The sequence below is a fragment of the Streptococcus sp. 1004_SSPC genome (assembly GCF_001069025.1).
GTDB classification, from domain to species: Bacteria; Bacillota; Bacilli; order Lactobacillales; family Streptococcaceae; genus Streptococcus; species Streptococcus vestibularis.
In genome coordinates this window covers 1-23,473 of sequence record NZ_JWGQ01000038.1, presented here as the reverse complement: position 1 = coordinate 23,473, position 23,473 = coordinate 1, and the positions used below count along the sequence as shown (strand labels likewise).

At 38.7% G+C, this 23,473-nt stretch carries 19 protein-coding genes and 1 pseudogene; 16 read left to right on the top strand and 4 right to left on the bottom strand.

Going from position 1 to position 23,473, the window contains the following annotated elements; translation table 11 throughout:
• The first annotated feature begins 38 nt into the window (after positions 1–38).
• The 5 genes from pheS (at position 39) to ADF62_RS02960 (ending at position 5,407) form a co-directional block, all read left to right on the top strand.
• Positions 39–1,082, top strand: coding sequence for a phenylalanine--tRNA ligase subunit alpha (gene pheS, locus ADF62_RS02980; RefSeq protein WP_048788044.1), 1,044 nt, complete (start codon positions 39–41; stop codon positions 1,080–1,082).
• A 16-nt stretch (positions 1,083–1,098) separates the two neighbouring features.
• Positions 1,099–1,617, top strand: a complete 519-nt coding sequence (locus tag ADF62_RS02975; RefSeq protein ID WP_003096855.1) for a GNAT family N-acetyltransferase — start codon at positions 1,099–1,101, stop codon at positions 1,615–1,617.
• A 302-nt stretch (positions 1,618–1,919) separates the two neighbouring features.
• Positions 1,920–4,328 (top strand): phenylalanine--tRNA ligase subunit beta, encoded by a 2,409-nt coding sequence (pheT, locus tag ADF62_RS02970; protein ID WP_048788049.1) that lies wholly within the window; start codon positions 1,920–1,922, stop codon positions 4,326–4,328.
• Between the two features lie 68 nt (positions 4,329–4,396).
• Entirely contained in the window at positions 4,397–4,978 is a 582-nt protein-coding gene (locus ADF62_RS02965; RefSeq protein ID WP_048788043.1) for a hypothetical protein, read from the top strand.
• Positions 4,979–5,068: 90 nt separating this feature from the next.
• A complete protein-coding gene (locus ADF62_RS02960) occupies positions 5,069–5,407 on the top strand; it encodes an ATP cone domain-containing protein (protein WP_002887879.1) in 339 nt (112 codons plus the stop codon).
• 43 nt (positions 5,408–5,450) lie between these two features.
• Here the strand turns inward: ADF62_RS02960 and ADF62_RS02955 are convergent, their stop codons facing one another.
• Positions 5,451–6,716 carry a PLP-dependent aminotransferase family protein gene (locus tag ADF62_RS02955; protein WP_048788042.1) on the bottom strand — a complete coding sequence of 422 codons (1,266 nt, stop codon included), beginning with the start codon at positions 6,714–6,716 and terminating at the stop codon, positions 5,451–5,453.
• 160 nt (positions 6,717–6,876) lie between these two features.
• Here ADF62_RS02955 and ADF62_RS02950 point away from each other — a divergent pair, with 160 nt between their 5' ends.
• The 6 genes from ADF62_RS02950 (at position 6,877) to nox (ending at position 12,799) form a co-directional block, all read left to right on the top strand.
• Entirely contained in the window at positions 6,877–7,407 is a 531-nt protein-coding gene (locus ADF62_RS02950) for a DUF5067 domain-containing protein (RefSeq protein ID WP_048788041.1), read from the top strand.
• A 138-nt stretch (positions 7,408–7,545) separates the two neighbouring features.
• Positions 7,546–8,055, top strand: a complete 510-nt coding sequence (locus ADF62_RS02945) for an ECF transporter S component (RefSeq protein ID WP_048788040.1) — start codon at positions 7,546–7,548, stop codon at positions 8,053–8,055.
• The gene (locus tag ADF62_RS02940; protein ID WP_048788039.1) at positions 8,056–8,913 is read left to right on the top strand and encodes a pyridoxamine kinase; all 858 of its coding nucleotides are present in this window, start codon (positions 8,056–8,058) and stop codon (positions 8,911–8,913) included.
• A complete protein-coding gene (locus ADF62_RS02935; protein WP_048788038.1) occupies positions 8,903–9,433 on the top strand; it encodes an ECF transporter S component in 531 nt (176 codons plus the stop codon). Before ADF62_RS02940 ends, ADF62_RS02935 begins: the two co-directional genes overlap by 11 nt.
• Positions 9,434–9,571: 138 nt before the next feature.
• Positions 9,572–11,110 (top strand): ABC-F family ATP-binding cassette domain-containing protein, encoded by a 1,539-nt coding sequence (locus tag ADF62_RS02930; RefSeq protein WP_003093552.1) that lies wholly within the window; start codon positions 9,572–9,574, stop codon positions 11,108–11,110.
• Between the two features lie 315 nt (positions 11,111–11,425).
• Entirely contained in the window at positions 11,426–12,799 is a 1,374-nt protein-coding gene (gene nox / locus ADF62_RS02925; RefSeq protein WP_048788037.1) for a H2O-forming NADH oxidase, read from the top strand.
• 92 nt (positions 12,800–12,891) lie between these two features.
• Here nox and ADF62_RS02920 read toward each other — a convergent pair whose 3' ends face one another.
• Positions 12,892–13,878, bottom strand: coding sequence for an L-lactate dehydrogenase (locus tag ADF62_RS02920; protein ID WP_003094733.1), 987 nt, complete (start codon positions 13,876–13,878; stop codon positions 12,892–12,894).
• A gap of 220 nt (positions 13,879–14,098) precedes the next feature.
• Here ADF62_RS02920 and gyrA point away from each other — a divergent pair, with 220 nt between their 5' ends.
• From gyrA to ADF62_RS02900, 4 genes are all read left to right on the top strand, one after another.
• Entirely contained in the window at positions 14,099–16,567 is a 2,469-nt protein-coding gene (gene gyrA, locus ADF62_RS02915; RefSeq protein ID WP_048788036.1) for a DNA gyrase subunit A, read from the top strand.
• The gene (locus ADF62_RS02910; RefSeq protein ID WP_048788035.1) at positions 16,567–17,328 is read left to right on the top strand and encodes a class A sortase; all 762 of its coding nucleotides are present in this window, start codon (positions 16,567–16,569) and stop codon (positions 17,326–17,328) included. Before gyrA ends, ADF62_RS02910 begins: the two co-directional genes overlap by 1 nt.
• A 37-nt stretch (positions 17,329–17,365) precedes the next feature.
• A complete protein-coding gene (locus ADF62_RS02905) occupies positions 17,366–17,767 on the top strand; it encodes a VOC family protein (RefSeq protein WP_003096878.1) in 402 nt (133 codons plus the stop codon).
• A gap of 113 nt (positions 17,768–17,880) precedes the next feature.
• A complete protein-coding gene (locus tag ADF62_RS02900; RefSeq protein ID WP_003096881.1) occupies positions 17,881–18,849 on the top strand; it encodes a DUF1002 domain-containing protein in 969 nt (322 codons plus the stop codon).
• A gap of 94 nt (positions 18,850–18,943) precedes the next feature.
• Here the strand turns inward: ADF62_RS02900 and ADF62_RS10145 are convergent.
• A pseudogene (locus tag ADF62_RS10145) lies at positions 18,944–19,764 on the bottom strand (transposase); the annotation flags it as partial.
• Positions 19,765–20,010: 246 nt separating this feature from the next.
• Entirely contained in the window at positions 20,011–21,495 is a 1,485-nt protein-coding gene (locus ADF62_RS02890) for a M protein trans-acting positive regulator PRD domain-containing protein (protein WP_048788033.1), read from the bottom strand.
• A gap of 217 nt (positions 21,496–21,712) precedes the next feature.
• Between ADF62_RS02890 and ADF62_RS02885 the strand changes: the two genes are divergently transcribed.
• On the top strand, positions 21,713–23,473 hold a 1,761-nt coding region (locus ADF62_RS02885; RefSeq protein WP_048788032.1), incomplete at its 3' end, for a G5 domain-containing protein.

Genomic DNA, 23,473 nt, shown 5'->3' with positions numbered 1-23,473 from the left:
GTTTGCGATTCGAAATTGTCACATCAGAAAGGAATCTCATGGATTTACAAACACAATTGCAAGAGTTGAAAACCTCAACGCAGGCTAAACTGGCTGAAATGCGTGGTGAACACTCTAAGGAATTACAAGAATTGCGTGTTGCAGTTTTAGGTAAAAAGGGCTCTTTGACGGACCTTTTGAAGGGACTTAAGGACCTTCCTAATGAAGAACGTCCTAAAGTTGGTAAAATGGTCAACGAAGTTCGTGACGTTTTGACGGAAGCTTTTGACGAAGCCACTAAAATTGTCGAAGCCGCTAAAATTCAAGCACAACTTGACTCTGAAAGTCTTGACGTAACTCTTCCAGGACGCCAAGTTAAACTTGGTAACCGTCATATTCTTAGCCAAACAGCTGAAGAAATCGAAGACATTTTCTTGGGGATGGGCTTCCAAATCGTTGATGGTTTTGAAGTTGAGACTGATTACTATAACTTTGAACGTATGAACTTGCCTAAGGATCACCCAGCGCGTGACATGCAAGATACTTTCTATATTACGGAAGAAATTTTGCTTCGTACTCACACAAGTCCTGTTCAAGCTCGTACACTTGATAAACACGATTTTTCTAAAGGTCCACTTAAGATGATCTCGCCAGGACGTGTTTTCCGTCGTGATACCGATGATGCGACTCACAGCCACCAGTTCCACCAAATCGAAGGTTTGGTCGTTGGTAAAAACATCTCAATGGGTGATCTTAAGGGAACGCTTGAGATGATTATTCAAAAAATGTTTGGTGCAGAACGTCAAATCCGTTTGCGTCCTTCTTACTTCCCATTCACTGAACCTTCCGTTGAGGTTGACGTGTCATGCTTCAAGTGTGGAGGTAAAGGATGTAACGTATGTAAAAAGACAGGTTGGATTGAAATCCTTGGTGCTGGTATGGTTCACCCACAAGTGCTTGAGATGTCAGGTGTTGATTCTGAAGAATATTCAGGTTTCGCCTTTGGTCTTGGTCAAGAACGTATTGCCATGCTTCGTTATGGTATTAACGACATCCGTGGTTTCTATCAAGGGGATGTTCGTTTCTCAGAACAGTTTAAATAAGGTTTAGGAGGTTGTCATGTCAGTCGTTATTCGTAAGGTTCTTCCGGAAGAAGTAGCAGAATTAAAAGTTATCTCCGAAGATACCTTTAGAGAGACTTTTGCTCATGATAATACCGAGGCTCAGTTGCAAGGTTACTTCGACACCACACTTTCTGAAGAAGTTCTCTTGGATGAAATCATTCATGAAGAATCGCGATACTTTTTCATTCTCGTTGATGGTGAAAAGGCAGGTTTTCTAAAGACCAATGTTGGTTCTGCTCAAACAGAGCAGCATTTGGACAATGCCTTTGAAATTCAACGTATATATATTAGTCAGGCCTTCCAAGGCATGGGTTTGGGTAAGCAACTCTTTGAATTTGCATTGCAGGAAGCCCGTGATCTAGGTTGTGATTGGGCCTGGTTGGGTGTTTGGGAAAGAAATTTCAAAGCACAGATATTTTACGATAAATATGGCTTTGAAAAATTTTCAGAACACGATTTTCCAGTTGGTGATGGTAAAGTGGACTGCGATTGGTTACTAAAATTGAAATTATAAACCTATTATTAAGTTGATAGAGAGGAGTTTATAAGGCGATTAAACGTGTCAGTTCGTCTTCCTCTTATATCAGCTATACATATTCCTAAATTACAGAAAGGATTTGAACCCGCCCTAAGTAGAGGTTTAAATTCTTCTCTCATTTATCAGTTGAACTGATAATTTTACAGAAAGGATTTGAATACGACCTCAAAGTTCGAGATTTAGATAAGTTGCTACTGAAATTAGGATTTCAGGCGACTTCCTAAAATCTTGTCACTTTGCTCCTTGCTCTGCAAGGACATGGTCTTAATATCATTATTATGCTAGTTAGTTATAAATGGTTAAAAGAGTTGGTTGATGTGGATGTTACCACTGCTGAACTCGCTGAAAAAATGTCGACGACAGGTATTGAAGTGGAAGGTGTTGAGACACCTGCTGAAGGCTTGTCTAAATTGGTTGTTGGTCATGTCTTGACATGTGAAGACGTACCTGAAACACACTTGCACTTGTGTCAAGTAGATACAGGAGATGCTGAAGGTCCACGTCAAATTGTATGTGGCGCTCCAAATGTCACTGCTGGAATCAAGGTCATTGTTGCCATTCCTGGTGCACGCATTGCGGACAATTACAAAATTAAAAAAGGGAAGATTCGAGGCATGGAATCTCTCGGTATGATCTGTTCTTTGGCAGAACTTGGACTTCCAGATAACATTATTCCTAAGGAATTTGCAGATGGAATCCAAATTTTGCCTGAAGATGCTGTTCCTGGAGATAGCATTTTCCCATATCTCGACCTTGATGACGAAATTATCGAATTGTCAATCACACCTAACCGTGCCGATGCCCTTTCTATGCGTGGTGTGGCTCATGAAGTTGCTGCAATCTATGGTAAATCTGTTCATTTCCCAGAAAAACCAGTTACTGAAGACAGCAAACCAGCCTCTGATAAGATTTCAGTAGCTATTGAAAGTGATAAAGTGGCTACTTATGCTAGTCGTGTGGTTGAGAATGTCACGGTTCAACCAAGTCCACAATGGTTACAAAACCTTCTTATGAATGCTGGTATCCGTCCAATCAACAATGTGGTAGATGTGACAAACTATGTTCTTCTTTACTTTGGACAACCAATGCACGCCTTTGATTTGGACAAATTTGAAGATTCACGAATCGTTGCCCGTGATGCCCGTGAGGGGGAAAAATTGGTGACCCTCGATGGTGAAGAACGTGAATTGACTACTGAAGATATTGTTATTACAGTTGCTGACAAACCAGTTGCCCTAGCAGGTGTTATGGGTGGCGCTTCAACTGAAATTGACAACAATTCTAAAAACGTTGTTCTTGAAGCTGCTGTTTTTGATGGCAAATCTGTTCGTAAGACGAGCAGCCGTCTTAACCTTCGTTCAGAATCATCATCACGTTTTGAAAAAGGTATCAATAACGATACTGTCCTTGAAGCGCTTGATTTTGCAGCAGCTATGTTGCAAGAATTGGCAAATGGTACTGTTCTTGCAGGCCGTGTTCAAGCAGGTTCAGTCGACACAGAACCAGTCCAAGTTTCTACAAGTCTTGACTATGTGAATGTTCGCCTTGGTACAGCATTGACTTTTGCAGATATTGAAGATGTCTTTGCAAAACTTGGTTTTGGATTGACAGGTGATGCCGATAAATTCACAGTATCTGTACCACGTCGTCGTTGGGATATCAGTATCCAAGCAGACTTGGTTGAGGAAATTGCACGTATCTACGGCTATGAAAAATTGCCTACGACACTTCCAGAAGCAGCAGGGACAGCCGGTGAATTGACTGAAACACAAGTACTTCGCCGTAAGGTTCGTACCATTGCTGAAGGTGCTGGATTGACTGAAATCATCTCATATGCTTTGACAACACCTGAAAAAGCTGTTGAATTTGCTGTGACACCAAGTAATTTGACTGAGTTGATGTGGCCAATGACTGTTGATCGCTCAGCCCTCCGTCAGAACATGGTCTCTGGTATGCTTGATACCGTTGCTTACAACGTCAACCGTAAGAATAGTAACGTTGCTATTTACGAAATTGGTAAGGTCTTTGAACAAAAGGGTAATCCAAAAGAGGAATTGCCAAATGAAATCAATACCTTTGCCTTCGCTATTTCTGGTCTTGTAGCTGAAAAAGATTTCCAAACCAAAGCAACACCAGTTGATTTCTTCTATGCAAAAGGTATTGTTGAAGCACTCTTTGATAAACTTGAAGTTTCAGTTGACTATGTAGCGACAAAAGATCTCGCAAGTATGCACCCAGGTCGTACAGCTGCTATTGTACTTGATGGTCAAACGATTGGATTCCTTGGTCAAGTTCACCCACAAACTGCCAAAAACTATGGCATTCCTGAGACTTATGTGGCTGAAATTAACCTTAGTGTTGTAGAAGCTGCCTTGCAACCAGATCAACCATTTGTTGAAATCACAAAATTCCCTGCAGTATCACGTGATATCGCCCTTCTTCTCAAGGTAGAAATCACTCATCAAGAAGTTCTGGATGCTATCTACTTTGCAGGAGTCAAACGCTTGGTTGCCGTTAAACTCTTCGATGTTTACGCAGGTGAAAAACTTGGTGCAGGTATGAAATCAATGGCTTATAGCCTTACCTTCCAAAATCCAAATGACAACCTCACAGACGAAGAAGTTGCCAAATACATGGAAAAAATTACTAAAGCTCTCACTGAAAAAGTTAAAGCAGAAGTACGTTAATAGTTAGAAAATCCATCTGAGAAGATGGATTTTTAAGTTATTAGACGATATTACATAGAGGAGATAATTTGTTTTTAGAGTTCTTTAACGGGGTGTGGGGACATTACACTTTTGAATCTGATAAAGTCAATGTACTTATTGATGGCTTACCCAGTTTTGCTTATCCCTTAGGGCAATTAACATTTTTAGTGTTAGTCTATAGGTTACTCGTTCATCAGTATGTTAAGAAGTTTTTAATCATGTCACCTCAGGATATTTGGGCTTGGCATAAAGAAACGTTTCGCAAAAGTAAATTATCTTTCATTGTTATCCCAATAGTCTATCTGTTTATTTTCGGAATGACCTATGTTTTGGTTGAGGATGTTTTAGCTACCGTCACTATTTACAAGGATTATGGAGGACCTATAGCTAAAAGCATTGATGGCAAAGTTGAACAAATAGATATTAGTCATGTTGGGTCTAAAACGAGTAGTGCTAGGATTAATGCTCACTTTGAAAGTTTTGACGGGCAGACTTATGACATTCACCTGATAAACGGCGATAAAAGAATTGCTAATTATATTCGACATAATCAGTCAATGTCCTATCCCTCAACTCTATCCTTTGATAGACATGGCAAACCACTTTACATTGCTAAATTCTGGGAATAACCAGTCCGAATAGCTCTTTCGGTGACTTGCACTTGACAAATATGTAAATTCTTTGCATAATAAAAGAAAAAACTTGAAAAGAGGGTAGCCATGCAAATTATTAAACGTAATGGTCAAGTTGCTGAATTTGATCCTGATAAAATCTACCAAGCCATCTTAAAAGCAGCCCAGACTGTGTATGTTATTGATGATGCTTGGCGCCAAAACCTAGCTCAAGTGACTCGTAAAGTAGTGCTTGATCTTCAAGACGCCCAAGTGGAACGCCCAACCATTAACATGATTCAGTCATTGGTTGAAAATCGTCTTATGGAAGCTGGTTTTATCAATATTGCTGAACATTATATTTCATACCGTTTGCAACGAGATTTGGAGCGTAACGGTTATGGTGACAAAGTAATCGTACACCTACGCTTTGAACAGACTAAATAATAAAAAGCCATTGCTTTGATGGCTTTTTTGTGTGTCTGAGTTTTTAGTCTGTCATTTTCAAAAGTTTTAAAAAAGTCTTCAGTTCTTTTCCATGTCCTATTTGCATATAAGTCTCAGAACTCGGTCTTATAAAGGATGTTTCTAAAAAGCGAATTTGTTTCTGAGCTTTGAAATTCTCTAATGAGACCCCTTTTGGAAGCTTCCAGGTAATGTGTCTAGGAGAAATCTGATAGGGAATGGAAACCTTAGCTTGCTCGATAGTTTCGTGACTTTTAGCCATGGTTTCTTGAAAAAGATCACGCAATTTTTTTATATTTTTTTGGAACATGCCATTATCTAGGTAGACTGAGAGGGCCTTCTGCATAATGAGGTTGGTATCGTAGTCGATAAGCCCTTTGTGAGCCAAAAAGGTCGCTCTGAGATTTGGTGGTAAGACAACACTCCCCAGACGTAACCCAGGGAAAAGTGCCATGGAAAATGATTTGATATAGATGGTCTGATTTTGGGTATCGTAGTAGTGAATTGGTAGATTTTTACTATCGCTAAAGTCACCCATATAGTCGTCCTCGACGATATAGACATTATACTGTTTGGCAAGTTGGGCAAGCTTTTCTTTTTCACTAGCAGTGTAGCTCAATCCAAGAGGATTAGAGTAACGACTAATGGTATAGAAAAACTTAAACTGACCAGACTTAAAGTACTCTTCCAAGCGGTCAAAATCTAAACCATCAAAACCACGGTTAATCGTCTCGTAAGATAGATTCTGACGATTGACTAGTTGGTTCATACGGTGGTAGGTAGGTTGTTCCAAAAGAATTTTGTGAGCACCATTACCGAAATCCATCTGTGATAGGATATAGAGGGCCTGTTGGCTTCCTGAAGTAATGACAATTTGATTTGAATTGACATAAATGTCGTCAGATGCAAGGCGATTTTTTAATGCTTCAACCAGATCTTTTAGTCCAGCTTGCTCATGATAATAGTTGAAGAGGTAGTCTTGGTGGCCTGCTAAACTTTCATCTAAGCAAAGACGAAAATCCTCGTAGGCTAATTGATTATAGTCATTAAGGTTGAATAGAACCTTATCATTGGATTTAGAGGGGCCCTCGAGAACATAATAGCCACTTTTGGGGACGGCATAAATATAGTTTTGATACTTGAGTTCCAAGAGTGCTCTTTGAGCAGTATCTTTACTGCAACCATAAGTTTGACTAATTTGACGAATAGATGGTAATTTACTTCCTTTCTCTAATTTACCATTTTGGATATCTTTGGTGATAGTCTCAACAATTTCTTGATAAATGCTCATAACTGCCCCCCTTACAGATTTTTTCTTATTCTACCCTATTTGTTCTATGAGAGCAAGATGTCTGGAGATATTTGACAAGATTATTAGATTTTGACATAATAAAAAGGTTATTAGGAAATACTAAATTCCTATTTTAAACAAGTTTAAGGAGATTGTAAGAATGACATTTAAGAAAGTCTTAGGACTTATCGCTCTTGCCTGCTTAACCATTATTGGTTTGTCAGCCTGTACGCCGGATAAAGAGACTACTTGGACATACGATAAAAACAAAATGCAATTTGTGGGACAAGATGCTAGCGTACAAGTTCTTTCTGCAACTAAAATCGAATCACCAGAAGGTCAGAAAGCTGTACGTGTTCACTATAAACTTAGCAACTCAAGTAAAGAAACCATGAATGCCTACACTCTTTTGATGAAGGTGGTTCTCGATGTTAAACAGGAGAAGGAAGAATTGAAGGTTGCGACAATGGTCTTCTCTAAAGATGATGACAGAGACAAGATTGCTAATAAGACCAAAATTGCTCCTAAGGAAGTTAAAGAAATCGTTGTTGACTATGCCGTTGTAGATTTTGATCATGAACTTAGCATTGATTTTTCTGATTACGGTACTGAGGCTAACGCGACTGCTAAGCTTTCACTACAAAATCTTGAAAAGGCACCTGTCAAATACTTTGATAAAAAAGCTCAATAAGTCTTATCACCACATGAATGTGTGGTGTTTTTTTATTGTCTAAAATCTGTACCCAGACAGTATCGGAAATACTATCTTGTTTAATCGTCAGAATTTTCATAAACTTATACTATATTTATTGATTAAGGAGTTTTAGGTATGTCTGCAAAACGTTTAACCATTTCTGCATTTTTCATGGCACTTGTCATTATTTTGAGCTCGAGTCTCTTATCTATTCCTGTGCCAGGAGGTCATTTCTATTTTAACGGTATTATTATTTTCCTAGTTGGTTTAATTTTTCCACCTACAGAAGCAGTTATTATTGCCGGAGTAGGTTCCTTTATTGGAGATTTTCTTTTCTACCCCCTTCCTATGTGGGTAACCCTAGTAACACACGGCCTTCAAGTTCTTGCTATTGCACTCATTGTTGGAGGACGTTTAGGAAAATTGAGTAAGTCTAAGGCAGCTTTAGGTCTCTTAATTGGGGCTATTATTGACTTAGTCGGATATGGCTTAGGAAGAGCCTTTATCTATGGAACACCTGCCTATGCTATTATGAAGATTCCTTTTGACATTGTAGCTGCTATTCTTGGTTTAGGAGTGGCCTACTACATTTATTTCCACACAGGTTTTGTTAAACAGTTTAAAAAGACCTGGGAAGGAAAATAGATGACCAAAGTAATTGTTGCCAATGACCTGGTTGGTCTAGGTAAGGTTGCTTTAACTAGTAGCCTCCCTATCATGTCAGCTTGTCAAACTGAAGTTCTTCCCCTACCAACAGTCCTTTTATCTTCGCATACAGGGGAGTTTGAAAATATCTATGTACGGGATCTTACGGATGATCTAAAGGGACTTTGTAAGCAGTGGGAGAACTTGGATTTTATAGTAGATGGCCTTGTGAGTGGTTATTTTAAGTCAGAAGAAGCACTAAAGCGTGTAGCTCAATTGGCTCGCGATAAACAGATAGCTCTATTTGTTGACCCTATTATGGGTGACAATGGTTGTCTCTATCAAGGTTTTGATAGAAACTATGTAGAAGCTATGAAGGCTTTCTGTCAACAGGCAGATGTCATCATTCCCAATCTGACAGAAGCTGCTTTGTTGACGGATACTCCATATCTTGAAGCAGGTTCCTATGATAAAGTCACTGTTGAGAAGCTTCTGAGAGATTTAAGCAAGATTGGCCCTCGAAAAGTTATTTTGACAGGTATCTCATTTGAGACAGATAAAATTGGGTTGGCTTATTTTGATAAAGAGACCAATCGAACGATTTATCGCATGCAAAAACGTTATCGCTATCATTTTTATGGAAGTGGCGATTTACTAACGGCAATCATATCAGCAGGTTACTTTTATGATCTTGATTTACTAAAAGTTTGTGATTTAGCCTTGGATGTCATGGATAGGGTTCTTTCGTCAACACTGTCCGATAGCCGTCCTTTAAAATATGGTCTTTGCTATGAGCCCCATATCGGTTATTTATTCAGTGGTTTTAACGCCCTATTGGAGGAGAAAAATGAAAAGTGATAGAACACGTGAATTAGTTGAATTGAGTTTGTACGCAGCTTTAATTATTGTGAGTGTACAGTTTATTCGTATTCCTTTTGGACCTCAATTTGTCCATCTGGGAAATGCCTTGGTTGTCATTGCTGTCTTAATTTTTGGTGCTAGAAAAGGTGCGCTAGTCGCAACAGTAGGGTTAGGGTTATTTGATATTTTCAATGGTTATGCTGCTGAGGTTTGGATTACTATTTTAGAATCTTTAATTGTTTGTTATGTTCTCTATCTTGTTTTTGAAAAGCTTCTAAAATCAAATGACAAAATGACTAACATCATAATCATTGGAGTCATAGCGGCAGTGACCAAAATTATTTTAAATTTCCTTAAGTATACGATTATTAATAGTGTTGTTGCGGCTTTACCACTCAATGCAGCCATGGTATTGGCACTTACTAAAATTGGTGGAACTTTTGGAACATCAGTTGTTACAATCATTGCGGTTCCTCTTTTATATCCTGTCTTCAAACGCATTTTGAAAAAAGACTAAAGATTGAGCAGGCGGGTCCTGCTTTTTCTTTTCGATTTTACATAAGCAAAGGTCCAAATTTATACTAAAAAATGGTAAAATAGTTAAGTTAATGTCAAGAAAGGAAAGGGCTGAAGACTGTTTTAGCCCAGGTATGCTATGTCTATTTTAGAAGTCAAAAATCTTAGTCACGGATTTGGTGACCGTGCTATTTTTGAAAATGTCTCATTCCGTTTGCTCAAAGGTGAGCATATCGGTCTTGTCGGTGCTAACGGTGAAGGAAAATCAACCTTTATGTCTATCGTTACTGGGAAATTGCAGCCAGATGAAGGTAAGGTAGAGTGGTCTAAGTACGTGACAGCGGGTTATTTGGATCAGCACGCTGTCCTTGAAAAGGGGATGACCGTACGTGATGTCCTTCGTACAGCTTTCGATGAGCTTTTTAAAACTGAAGAACGTATCAACGAGATTTATATGTCTATGGCAGAAGAAGGTGCCGATGTTGATGCTTTGATGGAAGAAGTAGGTGAGCTTCAGGATCGGTTGGAGACTCGTGATTTCTATACCCTAGATGCCAAGATAGACGAGGTTGCTCGTGCCTTGGGTGTTATGGATTTTGGTATGGATACCGATGTGACGGATCTTTCAGGTGGTCAGCGTACCAAAATTCTCTTGGCTAAGTTATTGCTTGAAAAACCAGATATCTTGCTCCTCGATGAACCAACAAACTATTTGGACGCTGAACACATCGCCTGGCTTAAACGCTATCTCCAAGAGTATGAGAATGCCTTTGTTCTCATTTCGCATGATATTCCATTCTTAAACGATGTGATTAACATTGTCTACCATGTTGAAAATCAAGATCTGGTTCGCTATGCAGGTGATTATGACAATTTCCAATCTGTCTATGCTATGAAAAAAGCACAATTAGAAGCTGCCTATGAACGTCAGCAAAAGGAAATTGCCGACCTTCAAGATTTTGTTAACCGTAATAAAGCGCGCGTTGCTACTCGAAATATGGCCATGTCTCGTCAGAAGAAATTGGATAAGATGGAAATTATCGAGTTGCAAGCAGAAAAACCAAAACCTGAATTCCATTTCAAGGAAAGCCGTACGCCAGGACGGTTTATTTTCCAAACCAAAGACCTCGTTATTGGTTACGACCGCCCTTTGACCAAGGCTCCTTTGAATCTTACCTTCGAACGTAATCAAAAGGTAGCTATCGTTGGTGCCAATGGTATTGGTAAGACCACTTTGTTGAAAAGTTTACTTGGGATTATTCAACCTCTTGAAGGAGAAGTTGAAACGGGTGATTTTATTGACCTAGGTTATTTTGAGCAAGAAGCAGAAGGATCACGTCAGACCCCACTTGAAGCGGTTTGGGATGCTTTCCCAGCTTTAAATCAAGCTGAGGTTCGTGCAGCATTAGCCAAATGTGGTTTAACTTCTAAACATATTGAAAGTCAAATTCAGGTCTTGTCAGGAGGAGAGCAGGCTAAAGTTCGTTTCTGTCTCCTTATGAATCGTGAAAATAATGTCCTTGTTCTGGACGAGCCAACCAACCACTTGGATGTTGATGCAAAGGACGAATTGAAGCGTGCCCTTCAGGCATTTAAAGGTAGTGTCCTAATGGTATGTCACGAACCTGAATTTTATGAAGGTTGGACAGACGTTTGGGATTTTAATGAGTTAGTATAATCAAAAAGAGTGTTGATATCTTCTCAATGAGTTGGAGTGTCACTCACTCTTTTTTTGAGTGGTCAAAGAGCCAAGTAGTAGTCATTAGGTTTTGATAATAGCTTAATGATAGAGACTCTAGGGTCAGTTAGTGATAAGAATATTTAACATAGCACACTAGTTAATATGGATTGAGCTAATAAAATGACGATTTTAAATCAAAATGTCTTATTTTGTTCAAAAAGTAACAAAGTTTGAGCATAAAACGTGTAACCGTTTTCCAATTGTGGTAAAATGATATAGTAAACTATTATCAAAAGAAAGTTGGATAAACTTATGTCAAAAATCGTAGTTGTTGGTGCTAACCATGCTGGTACTTTTAGTATTAATACTATTCTTGATAATTACGGAGACCAAAATGAAGTAGTTGTTTTCGATCAAAACTCTAACATTTCATTCTTGGGTTGTGGTATGGCTCTTTGGATTGGTAATCAAATCTCAGGTTCTGATGGCCTTTTCTATGCCAACAAAGAAGGCCTCGAAAGCAAGGGTGCAAAAGTTTATATGAACTCACCAGTTGAGTCTATTGACTTTGACGGTAAAACTGTTACAGCTCTTGTTGATGGTAAAGAGCATGTTGAATCATATGACAAATTGATTTTAGCTACTGGTTCACAGCCAATCTTACCTCCAATCGATGGTGCTGAGATTAAAGAAGGGAGTCGTACTTTCGAAGCGACTCTTGAAAACCTTCAATTCGTTAAACTTTTCCAAAACGCTCAAGAAGTTATTGATAAGTTGAACGATAAGTCACAAGACATCAAACGTGTAGCAGTCGTTGGTGCAGGTTACATTGGTGTTGAATTGGCTGAAGCTTTCCAACGTCATGGTAAAGAAGTTATCCTTATTGATGTTGTTGACACATGTTTGGCAGGATACTATGATCGCGATTTTACAGACCGTATGGCTAAAAATATGGAAGACCATGGGATCCAATTGGCCTTTGGCGAAACTGTTAAAGCAGTAGAAGGTGAAACTAAGGTAGAACGCATCGTAACAGATAAAAATGCTTACGATGTAGATATGGTTGTTCTTGCCGTTGGTTTCCGTCCTAATACAGCCCTTGGAGCTGGTAAATTGGAAACATTCCGAAATGGTGCTTACCTTGTTAATAAGAAACAAGAAACATCAGTTAAGGACGTTTACGCTGTAGGTGATTGTGCTACGGTTTATGACAATGCTCTTGACGATGTCAACTACATTGCCTTGGCTTCAAATGCTGTTCGTTCAGGTATTGTAGGTGGACACAATGCCGGTGGTGGTGATGTAGAATCAAACGGTGTTCAAGGATCAAATGGTATCTCTATCTATGGTTTGAACATGGTTTCTACTGGTTTGACTGAAGAGAAAGCAAAACGTTTTGGTTTCAATCCAGCAGTAGTAGAATCAACAGATCTTCAAAAAGCTGCCTTCATGGAAGATGAAAATGACGATGTAACTATCAAGATTGTTTATGATAAAGATACTCGTAAAGTTTTGGGTGCTCAAATGGTTTCACGTATGGATATCTCAATGGGAATCCACATGTTCTCATTGGCTATCCAAGAAGGTGTAACTATCGATCGTCTACAATTGCTTGATTTGTTCTTCTTGCCACACTTTAACCAACCACTTAGCTATATTGCTAAAGCAGCTATCTCCGCTAAATAATATTAAACAGCTAATTCATTTGAATTAGCTGTTTTTCTTTTTTAAATACTAAAAAACCTCCAACTGGAGGCTTTTATTTAACTAAAGTAAGATTAGTTTTTTGAAGCTTCTTGGAATTCAGGGTTTTTCCATGCTTCATCAATGATAGCTTGCAATTCATCAGCAGAAGCTTTCATCTTTTGTTGTTCCGCATCGTTCAATGGGATGTTTACTGGACGTACGATACCGTGTGCACCTACGATAGCAGGTTGACCGATAAAGACGTTGCTTACACCATATTGACCTTCTTGGAATACAGACAATGGAAGTACTGCATTTTCATCGTCAAGGATAGCTTTAGTGATACGAGCAAGGGCTACTGCGATACCGTAGTATGTAGCACCTTTTTTGTTGATAATTGTGTAAGCTGCATCACGAACACCTTCGAACAATTCAACCAATTCAGCTTCTTGAACGTTTTCTTTGTCTTTAAGGAACTCTTCAAGGTTGACACCGGCGATGTTAGCGTGTGACCAAACCGCAAACTCTGAGTCACCGTGTTCACCCATGATGTAAGCGTGAACTGAACGAGCATCGACATCAAGTTTTTCAGCAAGTGCTTGACGGAAACGAGCTGAGTCAAGTGAAGTACCTGAACCGATAACGCGTTCTTTAGGGAATCCTGAGAATTTCCATGTTGAGTAAGTCAATACGTCAACTGGGTTAGCTGCCACAAGGAAGATTCCTTTGAAGCCTGATTCAACAACTTGAGTAACGATAGATTTGTTGATAGCAAGGTTTTTACCAACAAGATCAAGACGAGTTTCACCTGGTTTTTGTGGAGCACCAGCAGTGATAACTACAAGGTCAGCATCCGCACAGTCTTCATATTTAGCTGCGTAGATTTTTTTAGGTGAAGTGAAAGCAAGTGCGTGGCTAAGGTCAAGCGCATCACCAACAGCTTTTTCAAACAATTGTGGAATTTCGATGATACCTAGTTCTTGAGCGATACCTTGGTTTACAAGTGCGAAAGCGTAAGATGAACCTACGGCACCGTCACCAACAAGGATGACTTTTTTGTGTTGTTTAGTTGCAGTCATGGTCTAAACATCTCCTTAATTTTTTATTGGGTTACCCCATACACTGCTTATTCTACCATTTTAAGTGATGGATGTCACGAAATATTAAGGAATTATCAAATGAAAGCGTTTTAGGGAACTGAAATATAAAGCGTTTTATGGTATAATATTATAGAAATTTTCCATTCTCTTTTATGAGAATTTAGAATGATTTGAATGAAAGAAAAGAGGCATTTTTAGAGTGCAAGATAATAATTTAATTGACGTTAATTTGACGTCTGAGATGAAAACGAGTTTTATCGATTATGCCATGAGTGTTATCGTATCTCGTGCACTCCCAGATGTTCGTGACGGTTTAAAACCGGTACAACGTCGTATTCTTTATGGAATGAATGAGCTTGGGGTGACACCTGATAAGCCTCATAAAAAATCTGCCCGCATTACCGGGGATGTTATGGGTAAATATCACCCACACGGTGACTCATCTATCTATGAAGCCATGGTTCGTATGGCTCAATGGTGGAGTTACCGTTACATGTTGGTTGACGGTCACGGAAACTTTGGTTCTATGGATGGTGATGGCGCAGCCGCTCAGCGTTACACTGAGGCTCGTATGTCTAAAATCGCCCTGGAGATGCTCCGTGATCTCAATAAGAATACCGTAGATTTTCAAGATAACTACGATGGTTCTGAACGTGAGCCAATTGTTCTTCCATCACGTATTCCAAATCTTCTTGTCAATGGTGCGACAGGGATTGCCGTTGGTATGGCGACCAACATTCCACCACACAATTTGGCTGAAACTATAGATGCCGTTAAACTGATGATGGACAATCCTGAAGTCACAACCCGTGAATTGATGGAAGTTCTTCCTGGTCCAGACTTCCCAACTGGTGGTTTGGTCATGGGAAAATCTGGTATTCACCGTGCTTACGAAACTGGTAAAGGCTCTATTGTTCTTCGTTCGCGTACTGAAATTGAAACAACCAAATCAGGTCGTGAGCGCATTGTAGTCACTGAGTTTCCTTATATGGTCAATAAGACTAAGGTCCATGAACACATCGTTCGTTTGGCCCAGGAAAAACGTATTGAGGGGATTACAGCAGTTCGTGACGAGTCTTCTCGTGAGGGGGTACGTTTTATCATCGAAGTGCGTCGTGATGCATCTGCCAACGTAATCTTGAACAATTTGTTCAAATTAACTCAACTTCAGACAAACTTCAGCTTCAATATGTTGGCCATTGAAAAGGGTGTGCCCAAAATCCTTTCCTTGCGTCAAATTTTGGCTGACTATATTGCTCACCAACAAGAGGTTGTGGTCCGTCGTACACAGTTTGATAAGGATAAGGCTGAAGCACGTGCCCATATTTTAGAAGGCTTGTTAATTGCGCTTGATCATCTGGATGAAGTGATTACGATTATTCGTAACAGTCAAACTGATGCAGAGGCTCAAGCCGAGTTGATGGCTCGCTTTGAACTCACTGAACGTCAAAGTCAGGCCATTCTTGATATGCGTTTGCGTCGTTTGACCGGTTTGGAACGTGATAAGATTCAAAATGAGTACAATGATCTCCTTGCCTTGATTGCTGATTTGGCTGATATTTTGGCAAAACCAGAACGTGTCATTGCTATCATCAAGGAAGAGTTGGATGAAAGTAAGCGTAAATTCGCAGATGCCCGTCGTACAGAACTGATGGTCGGTGAAGTTGTCTCACTTGAAGATGAAGATCTAATCGAAGAAGAAGATGTCGTTATCACTCTTTCTAGCAAGGGATATATCAAACGATTGGCTCAAGACGAATTTCGTTCTCAGAAACGTGGAGGACGTGGAGTTCAAGGGACAGGTGTGAACGATGACGACTTTGTTCGTGATATCGTTTCAACAAGCACTCATGATCACCTTTACTTTATGACCAACAAAGGGCGTGTATACCGTCTCAAGGGTTATGAAATTCCTGAGTATGGCCGTACAGCTAAGGGGTTACCAATTGTCAATCTCTTGAAGTTGGATGAAGGTGAAACAATTCAAACAGTGATTAATGCTAAGAGCGATGAAGGGTCAGATAACAATCACCTTGTCTTTGTAACTCGCCAAGGTTTAGTGAAACGAACTAAGGAAGCAGAATTCAAAAATATCCGTCAAAATGGATTGATTGCCTTGAAACTTAGAGAAGGTGACGAGCTAATCAATGTCTTCTTGACTACTGGTAATGAAGAAATTATTATTGGTACTAAATTTGGTTACAGTGTGCGTTTCAAAGAGGATACTATTCGCAGTATGAGTCGTATGGCCGCTGGTGTTAAAGGGGTAACCCTTCGTGACGGTGACCAAGTTGTTGGTGCAGCAGCTATTACTGAAGACCAAGAAGTATTGATTGTCACCGAAAAAGGTTACGGTAAGCGTACCTCAGCTACTGAATACCCAACTAAGGGTCGTGGTGGTAAAGGTATTAAGACAGCTAATATCACTGATAAAAATGGTAACCTAGCAGGTATTGTAACAGTTTCTGGTGATGAGGATATTATGGTCATAACTGATACGGGTGTCATTATCCGTACCGCAGTTGCTAATATCTCGCAAACTGGTCGTGCAACTCAAGGGGTTAAGGTCATGCGTTTAGATGATACTGCTCGTATTGTCACCTTTGCTTTGGTTGAACCTGAAGAAGTTGATCAAGTTACTGAAGACCAAGAAAGTGGTGATAACTAATGAGAAAAGATAACAAAAATAAGACGCCTAAAAAGCATCGTAAGTGGCTTGAGGTCCTTCGTTGGATCTTGATTGTTGTTCTCTTGGTTGTTGGTTTAGCTTTAATTTTCAATAAATCGATTCGAAACACTGTAATTGCTTGGAATACTAATAAATATCAAGTAAGTAAGGTTTCTAAGAAGACTATTGAGAAAAACAAGGAAGCTAAGACGAGCTTTGACTTTGATACCGTTAAATCAATTAGCACTGAGTCTGTCTTGCAGGCACAAATGAATGCTCAAGAACTTCCAGTAGTTGGTGGTATTGCTATTCCAGAGGTGGGTATCAATCTTCCTATTTTCAAAGGACTTGGTAATACAGAGCTTACCTACGGTGCTGGAACTATGAAGGAAAATCAAGTCATGGGGGGAAAAAACAACTATTCACTAGCTAGTCACCACGTCTTTGGTATCGCTGGGGCTTCTGATATGCTCTTCTCACCATTAGATAGAGCAAAAAATGGCATGAAGATTTATCTTACGGATAAAAATAAGGTCTATACTTATGTTATTAGTGAGGTGAAGGTTGTCCAACCAACTGAAGTAGCAGTAGTTGATGATACACCTGGCAAGTCTGAAATTACCCTTGTAACATGTACGGATGCTGAAGCAACTCAGCGTACAATCGTCAAAGGTGAATTGAAATCACAGGTAGATTTTAACAAGGCAAGTTCAGATATTATTGAAGCCTTCAATAAGTCATACAATCAATTTCAAAGTTAAGAAAAGGCCATAAGGCCTTTTTCTATGGAGGGAAAAAATGTTTTTGAAAACAATACACCATGTCGCTATCATTGTTTCTGATTATGATTCATCTCGAGATTTTTATGTTAATAAACTAGGGTTTGAAATTATACGTGAAAATTATCGTCCGGAACGTCATGATTATAAATTAGATCTACGTTGTGGTGATATAGAACTGGAAATCTTTGGAAATAAGACTAGTGATCTAGCCTATGTGGAGCCACCAAAACGTCTGTCTTATCCTGAGGCATGTGGATTACGTCATTTAGCTTTTAAAGTGGCTAATATTGAAGAGGTTGTCAAGAGTTTAGAAGAAAAGGGTATTTCCTGCCAACCTATTCGTAAGGACACTTTTACCGGTGAAAAGATGACTTTCTTTGCTGATCCGGATGGTCTTCCCTTGGAGTTGCACGAGTAGTTTTTTTGACCTTAATTTTTTAAGTCATGGTATAATAAATTTACGGTTGGTCTCATACCAGTCGTCCTTTAGGAGATTATGGAATAATATTCTATTTTCGAAAGGAAACACACATGAAATTGAAAAAACTTCTTGTTACTGGGATGGCTTTATTGGCTTCAGTAACAGCCTTCACTTCGGTTGCGCAAGCAGCAACGTCATCGCAAGTCCAAAAGGTTATTGATGAATCTTATGTTCAACCAGACTATGTGATGGGTTACTCATTGTCGGAAGAGCAACGTAATGAAACCTTGAATTTGTTAGGGTATGATAGTAGTAAGGATACCAATGTTAAGACACTTACGACATCTGCTTATGCGAATATCATGAATGTTGCTGACGATTCTAGTCTTCAGCTATATTCTTCAGTAAAGATTGCTAAGCTAGGTGCTAAGGAAACCTTGAGTGTAGAGATTGTGACACCACAAAATATCACTAAAATCACTCCAGATATGTACCGTAATGCTGCCACGACACTTGGTATCGAACATGCTAAGATTACAGTAGCAGCACCTATTCCAGTAACTGGGGAAAGCGCCTTGGCTGGTATTTATTATTCTCTAGAGCAGAATGGAGCTAAAGTCTCAGATGAAAGCAAAGAGCTTGCTCAGGAGGAGCTTAAAACCCTTTCCCAAATCAATGAGGAAAATTCAGGTAAGAGTAACTATGATGCGGATAAGCTTAATGTAGCTATGACTGATATTAAGTCAGCAGTTGCTAATAAGGGGGATAAGTTGACTGAAGACCAAGCTAAAACGATTGTTCAGCAAACCATCAATAACTACAACTTGGATCTTTCTGGTACACAAATTAACCTTCTGGTGAATTTTGCTATGAATTTATCTAAGTCTTCAATCATTGATAGTGCTAACTTTAAGTCAACCTTGAGTTCACTTAAAGATTCTATCGTTTCGAAAGCTGGTAATACCTTCTCTGGAATCAACCTAAACTTTAATGCCAACAAAGCAGTTGAGAATAGCAAAAATATTTTCTCAAAAATCTGGCAAGCTATTGTAGATTTCTTTACTGGTCTTTCTAAATAGTGAAAGAGCTGTCCATTTGGATGGCTTTTCCTATTTTTTAGCTCTTTGTTGACTGTAGTGGGTGACGAAAAGCTAATATCTAGATAGGGGCATAAAAACTCAAAAGCTTGTCTAGAATTTCTTTATTCGTCAAGTGCATACGAAAAGTAGGACGATAAAATCGCTTAGCGCTGAGTTTACAACAATCTTGTTGAATGAGCTTTCAATAACGTTTGATTGTCTTGTATCCATGAGGTTCTCGCTCAAATTGATTTATGATTTGAACACGCATATGACTCATAACACGGCTAAGATCTAAGGTGTTGGAGTAAAACTGTTCACTGAACTGTTTCAGCATGAGTTTAGAAATATAATAACGAAGGGTGAAAGCAATCAAGTACAATTTTAGCATATGGAAAAAGCTGTTTAGCCAAGTCATAGTAAGAGCTAAACATATCCATAGTCATGATTTTCACTCGACATCGGACTACTCTATCATATTTAAGAAAGTGATTTCGGATGGTCTCTGGAAGACGAGAAAAATCATGCTTAAAACGGAAGTCATTGAGCTTACGAATAACAAATGACAGTTGACGTTGAAATGGGAAGCAGATGTGCAATATCGGTCATAGAAGTCTTTTCAATTAACTTTTGAGCAATATTTTGATTGATGATACGAGGAATTTGGTGATTTTTCTTGACGAAAGATGTCTCAGCGACCACCATTTTCGAACAATAGTAGCACTTAAAACAACGCTTTTTCAGCAGAATTCTAGTTGGCATACCAGTCATTTCAAGGTAAGGAATCTTAGACGGTTTTTGAAATTCCTATTTCTTCATTTGGCTTTCGCAATCAGGACAAGATGGGGTATTATAGTCCAGTTAAGCGATGATCTTCTTGTGTATATCCTTATTGATGATGTCTAGAATCTGGATATTAGAGTCTTAACTATCGAGTGGTTTTGTGATAAAGTGTAATTCTTTCATATGATTCTTTCTAATGAGTTGTTGTGTCTCTTCTCATTATAGATCTTATGGGACTTTTTCCTACAAGCAAATATGGTCCATAAGATCTATAGAATTTTATCCACTACAAAAGTTACAGGAATTGGTTTTTGTTAAGGAAGTATATAAATCAGATAAGAGAAAAAGTCAGCACATCATGCTGACTTTTTTTCTAGCTTATAAAGTATTGGATAAATGGATCTCATTTGATAAAGTATTAAGATGATTGACCAAATCCATGATTGACAGATGGTTTTGGCAAATAAACTTCTTGGTGATATCTGGAATATAGAAATTAGACACGATGACATCGTAATCTGTCTGATTTAAAATCTCAGGACTTGTTTCTAATTCATCCCAAATATCGAAGGTGAAGCGGTTATTACAGTAATAGGAGAGCATATCAACAAAGGTAAGGGATATAGCATGGTCAAAGTTACTGATAATCAAAGCCCTGATAGGTGGTCGATTTTCTAACAACTGAGTAGAGAGGTTTTCAGCATGGGTTAAGATGGTGTACATCAAGTGTTCCAACTGTTCAGGATGGTCATGCTGTCCAATTGCTTGACGGTATTGAGCCAGTTCTTGACGCGCACTTCCCATAAAGTCTGGGAAGTAAACTTCGAATTTTTGAATCGTCAATGCTTTTTGTTCAAATAAGATTGGGGTAGAAAAGATTTCCTGTCTTTCAAATAAAGCAGTGTTGTGCAAATGCCAAATCAGCTCATCGTGGTTGGTAAAAGTAATCTTATATTGTTTTGATAGGCGTTCTAATATTTGACTAAGTAATTGGTAAGAGTATCTTGCTTCACTGTTCTCTTCTAAAGAGTTGAAGAATTCTTGAGGATCTAAGAAAAGATTGTTTTGAATAAAGGATATAAAAATTTGGGCAATGATATCTGGAGTGATTTCCAGCCCCAATTTCTCAGAGAAATGGACAAGTATCTCCTCAAAGTTTGGAATACTTTCCAAAATAGGATAGTATTCATCATAGAAATGATTTGGTAAGTCGATAAAATGACCATTTTTGATGCGGTAAATACTGATAGCTATCATCAGTTTGTACATTCTATAAATTGAAAATCGCATTGGATAATTCGTAATTTTATAGAAGAAGTCAATAAACTCTGTTAAATCTTCCTCAGGAAGGTCAGGAAAAGGCCAATCAAGGAAATAATAGCGCTCAGAAAAATATTGGGCAAAAAAATAGCGAATATCAATCTCATTCCCACGTATCTCGGATGGAGTAAAAGATAATTCTATTTGAAACTGAGATGATAGAGTTTTTGTAATATTTCGACCTAATCGATAGAGATTAGCATTACTAGAATGAAGATTTTCTATTGTTCGATAAATAGGTAGGCCCTCATTGAAAAACAGATACTCTAGTAATTGAAAAGATTGAGAATGTGCAAGAAAATATTGATATACATCTTCTACACTAGTGTTAAGTGCTAAATCTATCATGATTCCGTTAGCAGAAAATTGGATGTCAATATCTGGAAAGGCAAGACGTAGTTCATTTAAATCACTTTTTAAGATTCGTTCTGTACATTCTAATTTTTCGGCAAGTTCATGTAATTTCATCCAATTACGATTTTGAATTAAAGTTTCCATTAAACGTAATTGTCGTTGAACTTTTGTGGATAAAAGGTTACGCATGTAGATAGTCTCCTCCTTAATTTATTCTATCACATTCTTGTCCAAAAAGTACAATAAAATTAGAATAAGAAAATTGTCGTTAGTAGTCAGAGAATTTAGAATAATATAAGTGACTCTTAGGTGCAAAAACAGAATATATCAATTATTCAGAAAATATTGATTTTTATATCAAATGGTTGTAGATTGGGAATTGTAAAATATTATTTAGGAGTTCAAAATGAAACATTCACATAAGAAATCATTTGACTGGTATAGCATGCATCAACGATACTCTATTCGTAAGTATCACTTTGGTGCGGCTAGTGTCTTGCTTGGGACAGCCTTAGTCTTGGGAACTGCTGCTAATGCGCAAGCAGTACAAGCGGAGGAACAAAATCCAGAAGTAACTAACATTGTTTCTGTTGATAAGGTAGAAGAAGCTACTAAACCAGCAGAAGTCTCTACCCCTAAAAAAGAAACAACCTACGCAGCTCCAACTGTTGCTCATCCGGTAGAAACGACTCCAGCTAAAACTGAAGAAGCTACTAAACTAGCAGAAGTCTCTACCCCTAAAAAAGAAACAACTTACACAGCTCCAACTGTTGCTCATCCAGTAGAAACGACTCCAGTTAAAACTGAAGAAGCTACTAAACCAGCAGAAAAAGTTGAAGAAGCAAAAGATAAATCAGCTAATATTGGTCTAGAGTCTCGTTCTAACTCTGACAAAGGAACTGTATTAGAAACGCCTGTAGGGAAGAAAGCTGATGTAGTTGAAGCGAAAGAAGAGTCTAAGCCAGCTGCAACAACGTCTGATCGCTCAGCTGTTGATAGTGCTGTTTTGCCAACTAGCACAACTGCTAAAGTAGAAGCAACTAATGAAATCTTGAAACCAGGATTGAGCCTTTCTGATGCTCGTCAAAATCCAGCAATTCGTAAGGAAGACTTAGATAAGGGACACAGTGGCTTTAGAGCGTCTAGCAATCCAGCAAACCCAATTGTTTCAGGTTCTGGAAATACAGTTGCATTTACAGATATTAGTCAAGGTGGTCGTAGTTATAGTTTCCGTGGCTACGGGAACTCACGTGGTGGTAATTCCATTCATTACGATGTAACAACAGTACGTCAAGGTAATAAATTGAATTTCACAATCGACTATTCTGGTCCAGGTGAATTTGTTAATAATAACTTTATCTTGGATAAAGGGGATGGATTTGGAAATCCTTCAAATGCAACCATCACGACTCCAAGGTTGAGAGAACAAACAAGACCTGTTAGTCAGGGTGGCAACTTCGTATCGCACTCAGGATACAGTATGACTTCTGCTACATCAACGAGTGAAAAACAAACAATCAGATTTAGTTTGCCTATCATTAATCCAAATGGTGACTTATCTGTTCGTTTGAAACCAGTTACTTTTAACGTGGACCAAGGTGGTGGTAGTGCCGCTACTAGCAATGACCCATACAGCAACTCCAACTATTATTATAGAGCAAACCCACTATACTTGGATGCAAACCCTTATGGTGGTACTAATAACAAGACTGTTTCAGAAGACATTGACTTCCAAACTGTCTATCTTCCAACTAGTAAGTTACTAGAAGGTCAAACTAGATTAGTTCGAGAAGGTGAAAAAGGACAACGTCAAATTACCTATAAAGTACATCGATTTGGTAACGAAACACTTTTAGGATTACCAATTAGTAATTCTGTTACTAAAGAAGCTAAGCCACGTATTATGCAAATTGGTGTGGCTAAAGAGCTAATCGATACAGTAAAACCACGTGTCGATCAAAATAAAGTCGGTGATACAAATAACCTCACTTTCTATCTTGATAACGATGGAAACGGTGTTTATACTGAAGGTGTAGACGAACTTGTTCAAAAAATTGCTATTAAAGATGGAGCCAAAGGTGAAAAAGGAGACCAAGGCGAACGTGGTCTCACTGGAGCTAAAGGTGAAAAAGGAGACCGAGGCGAACGTGGTCTCACTGGAGCTAAA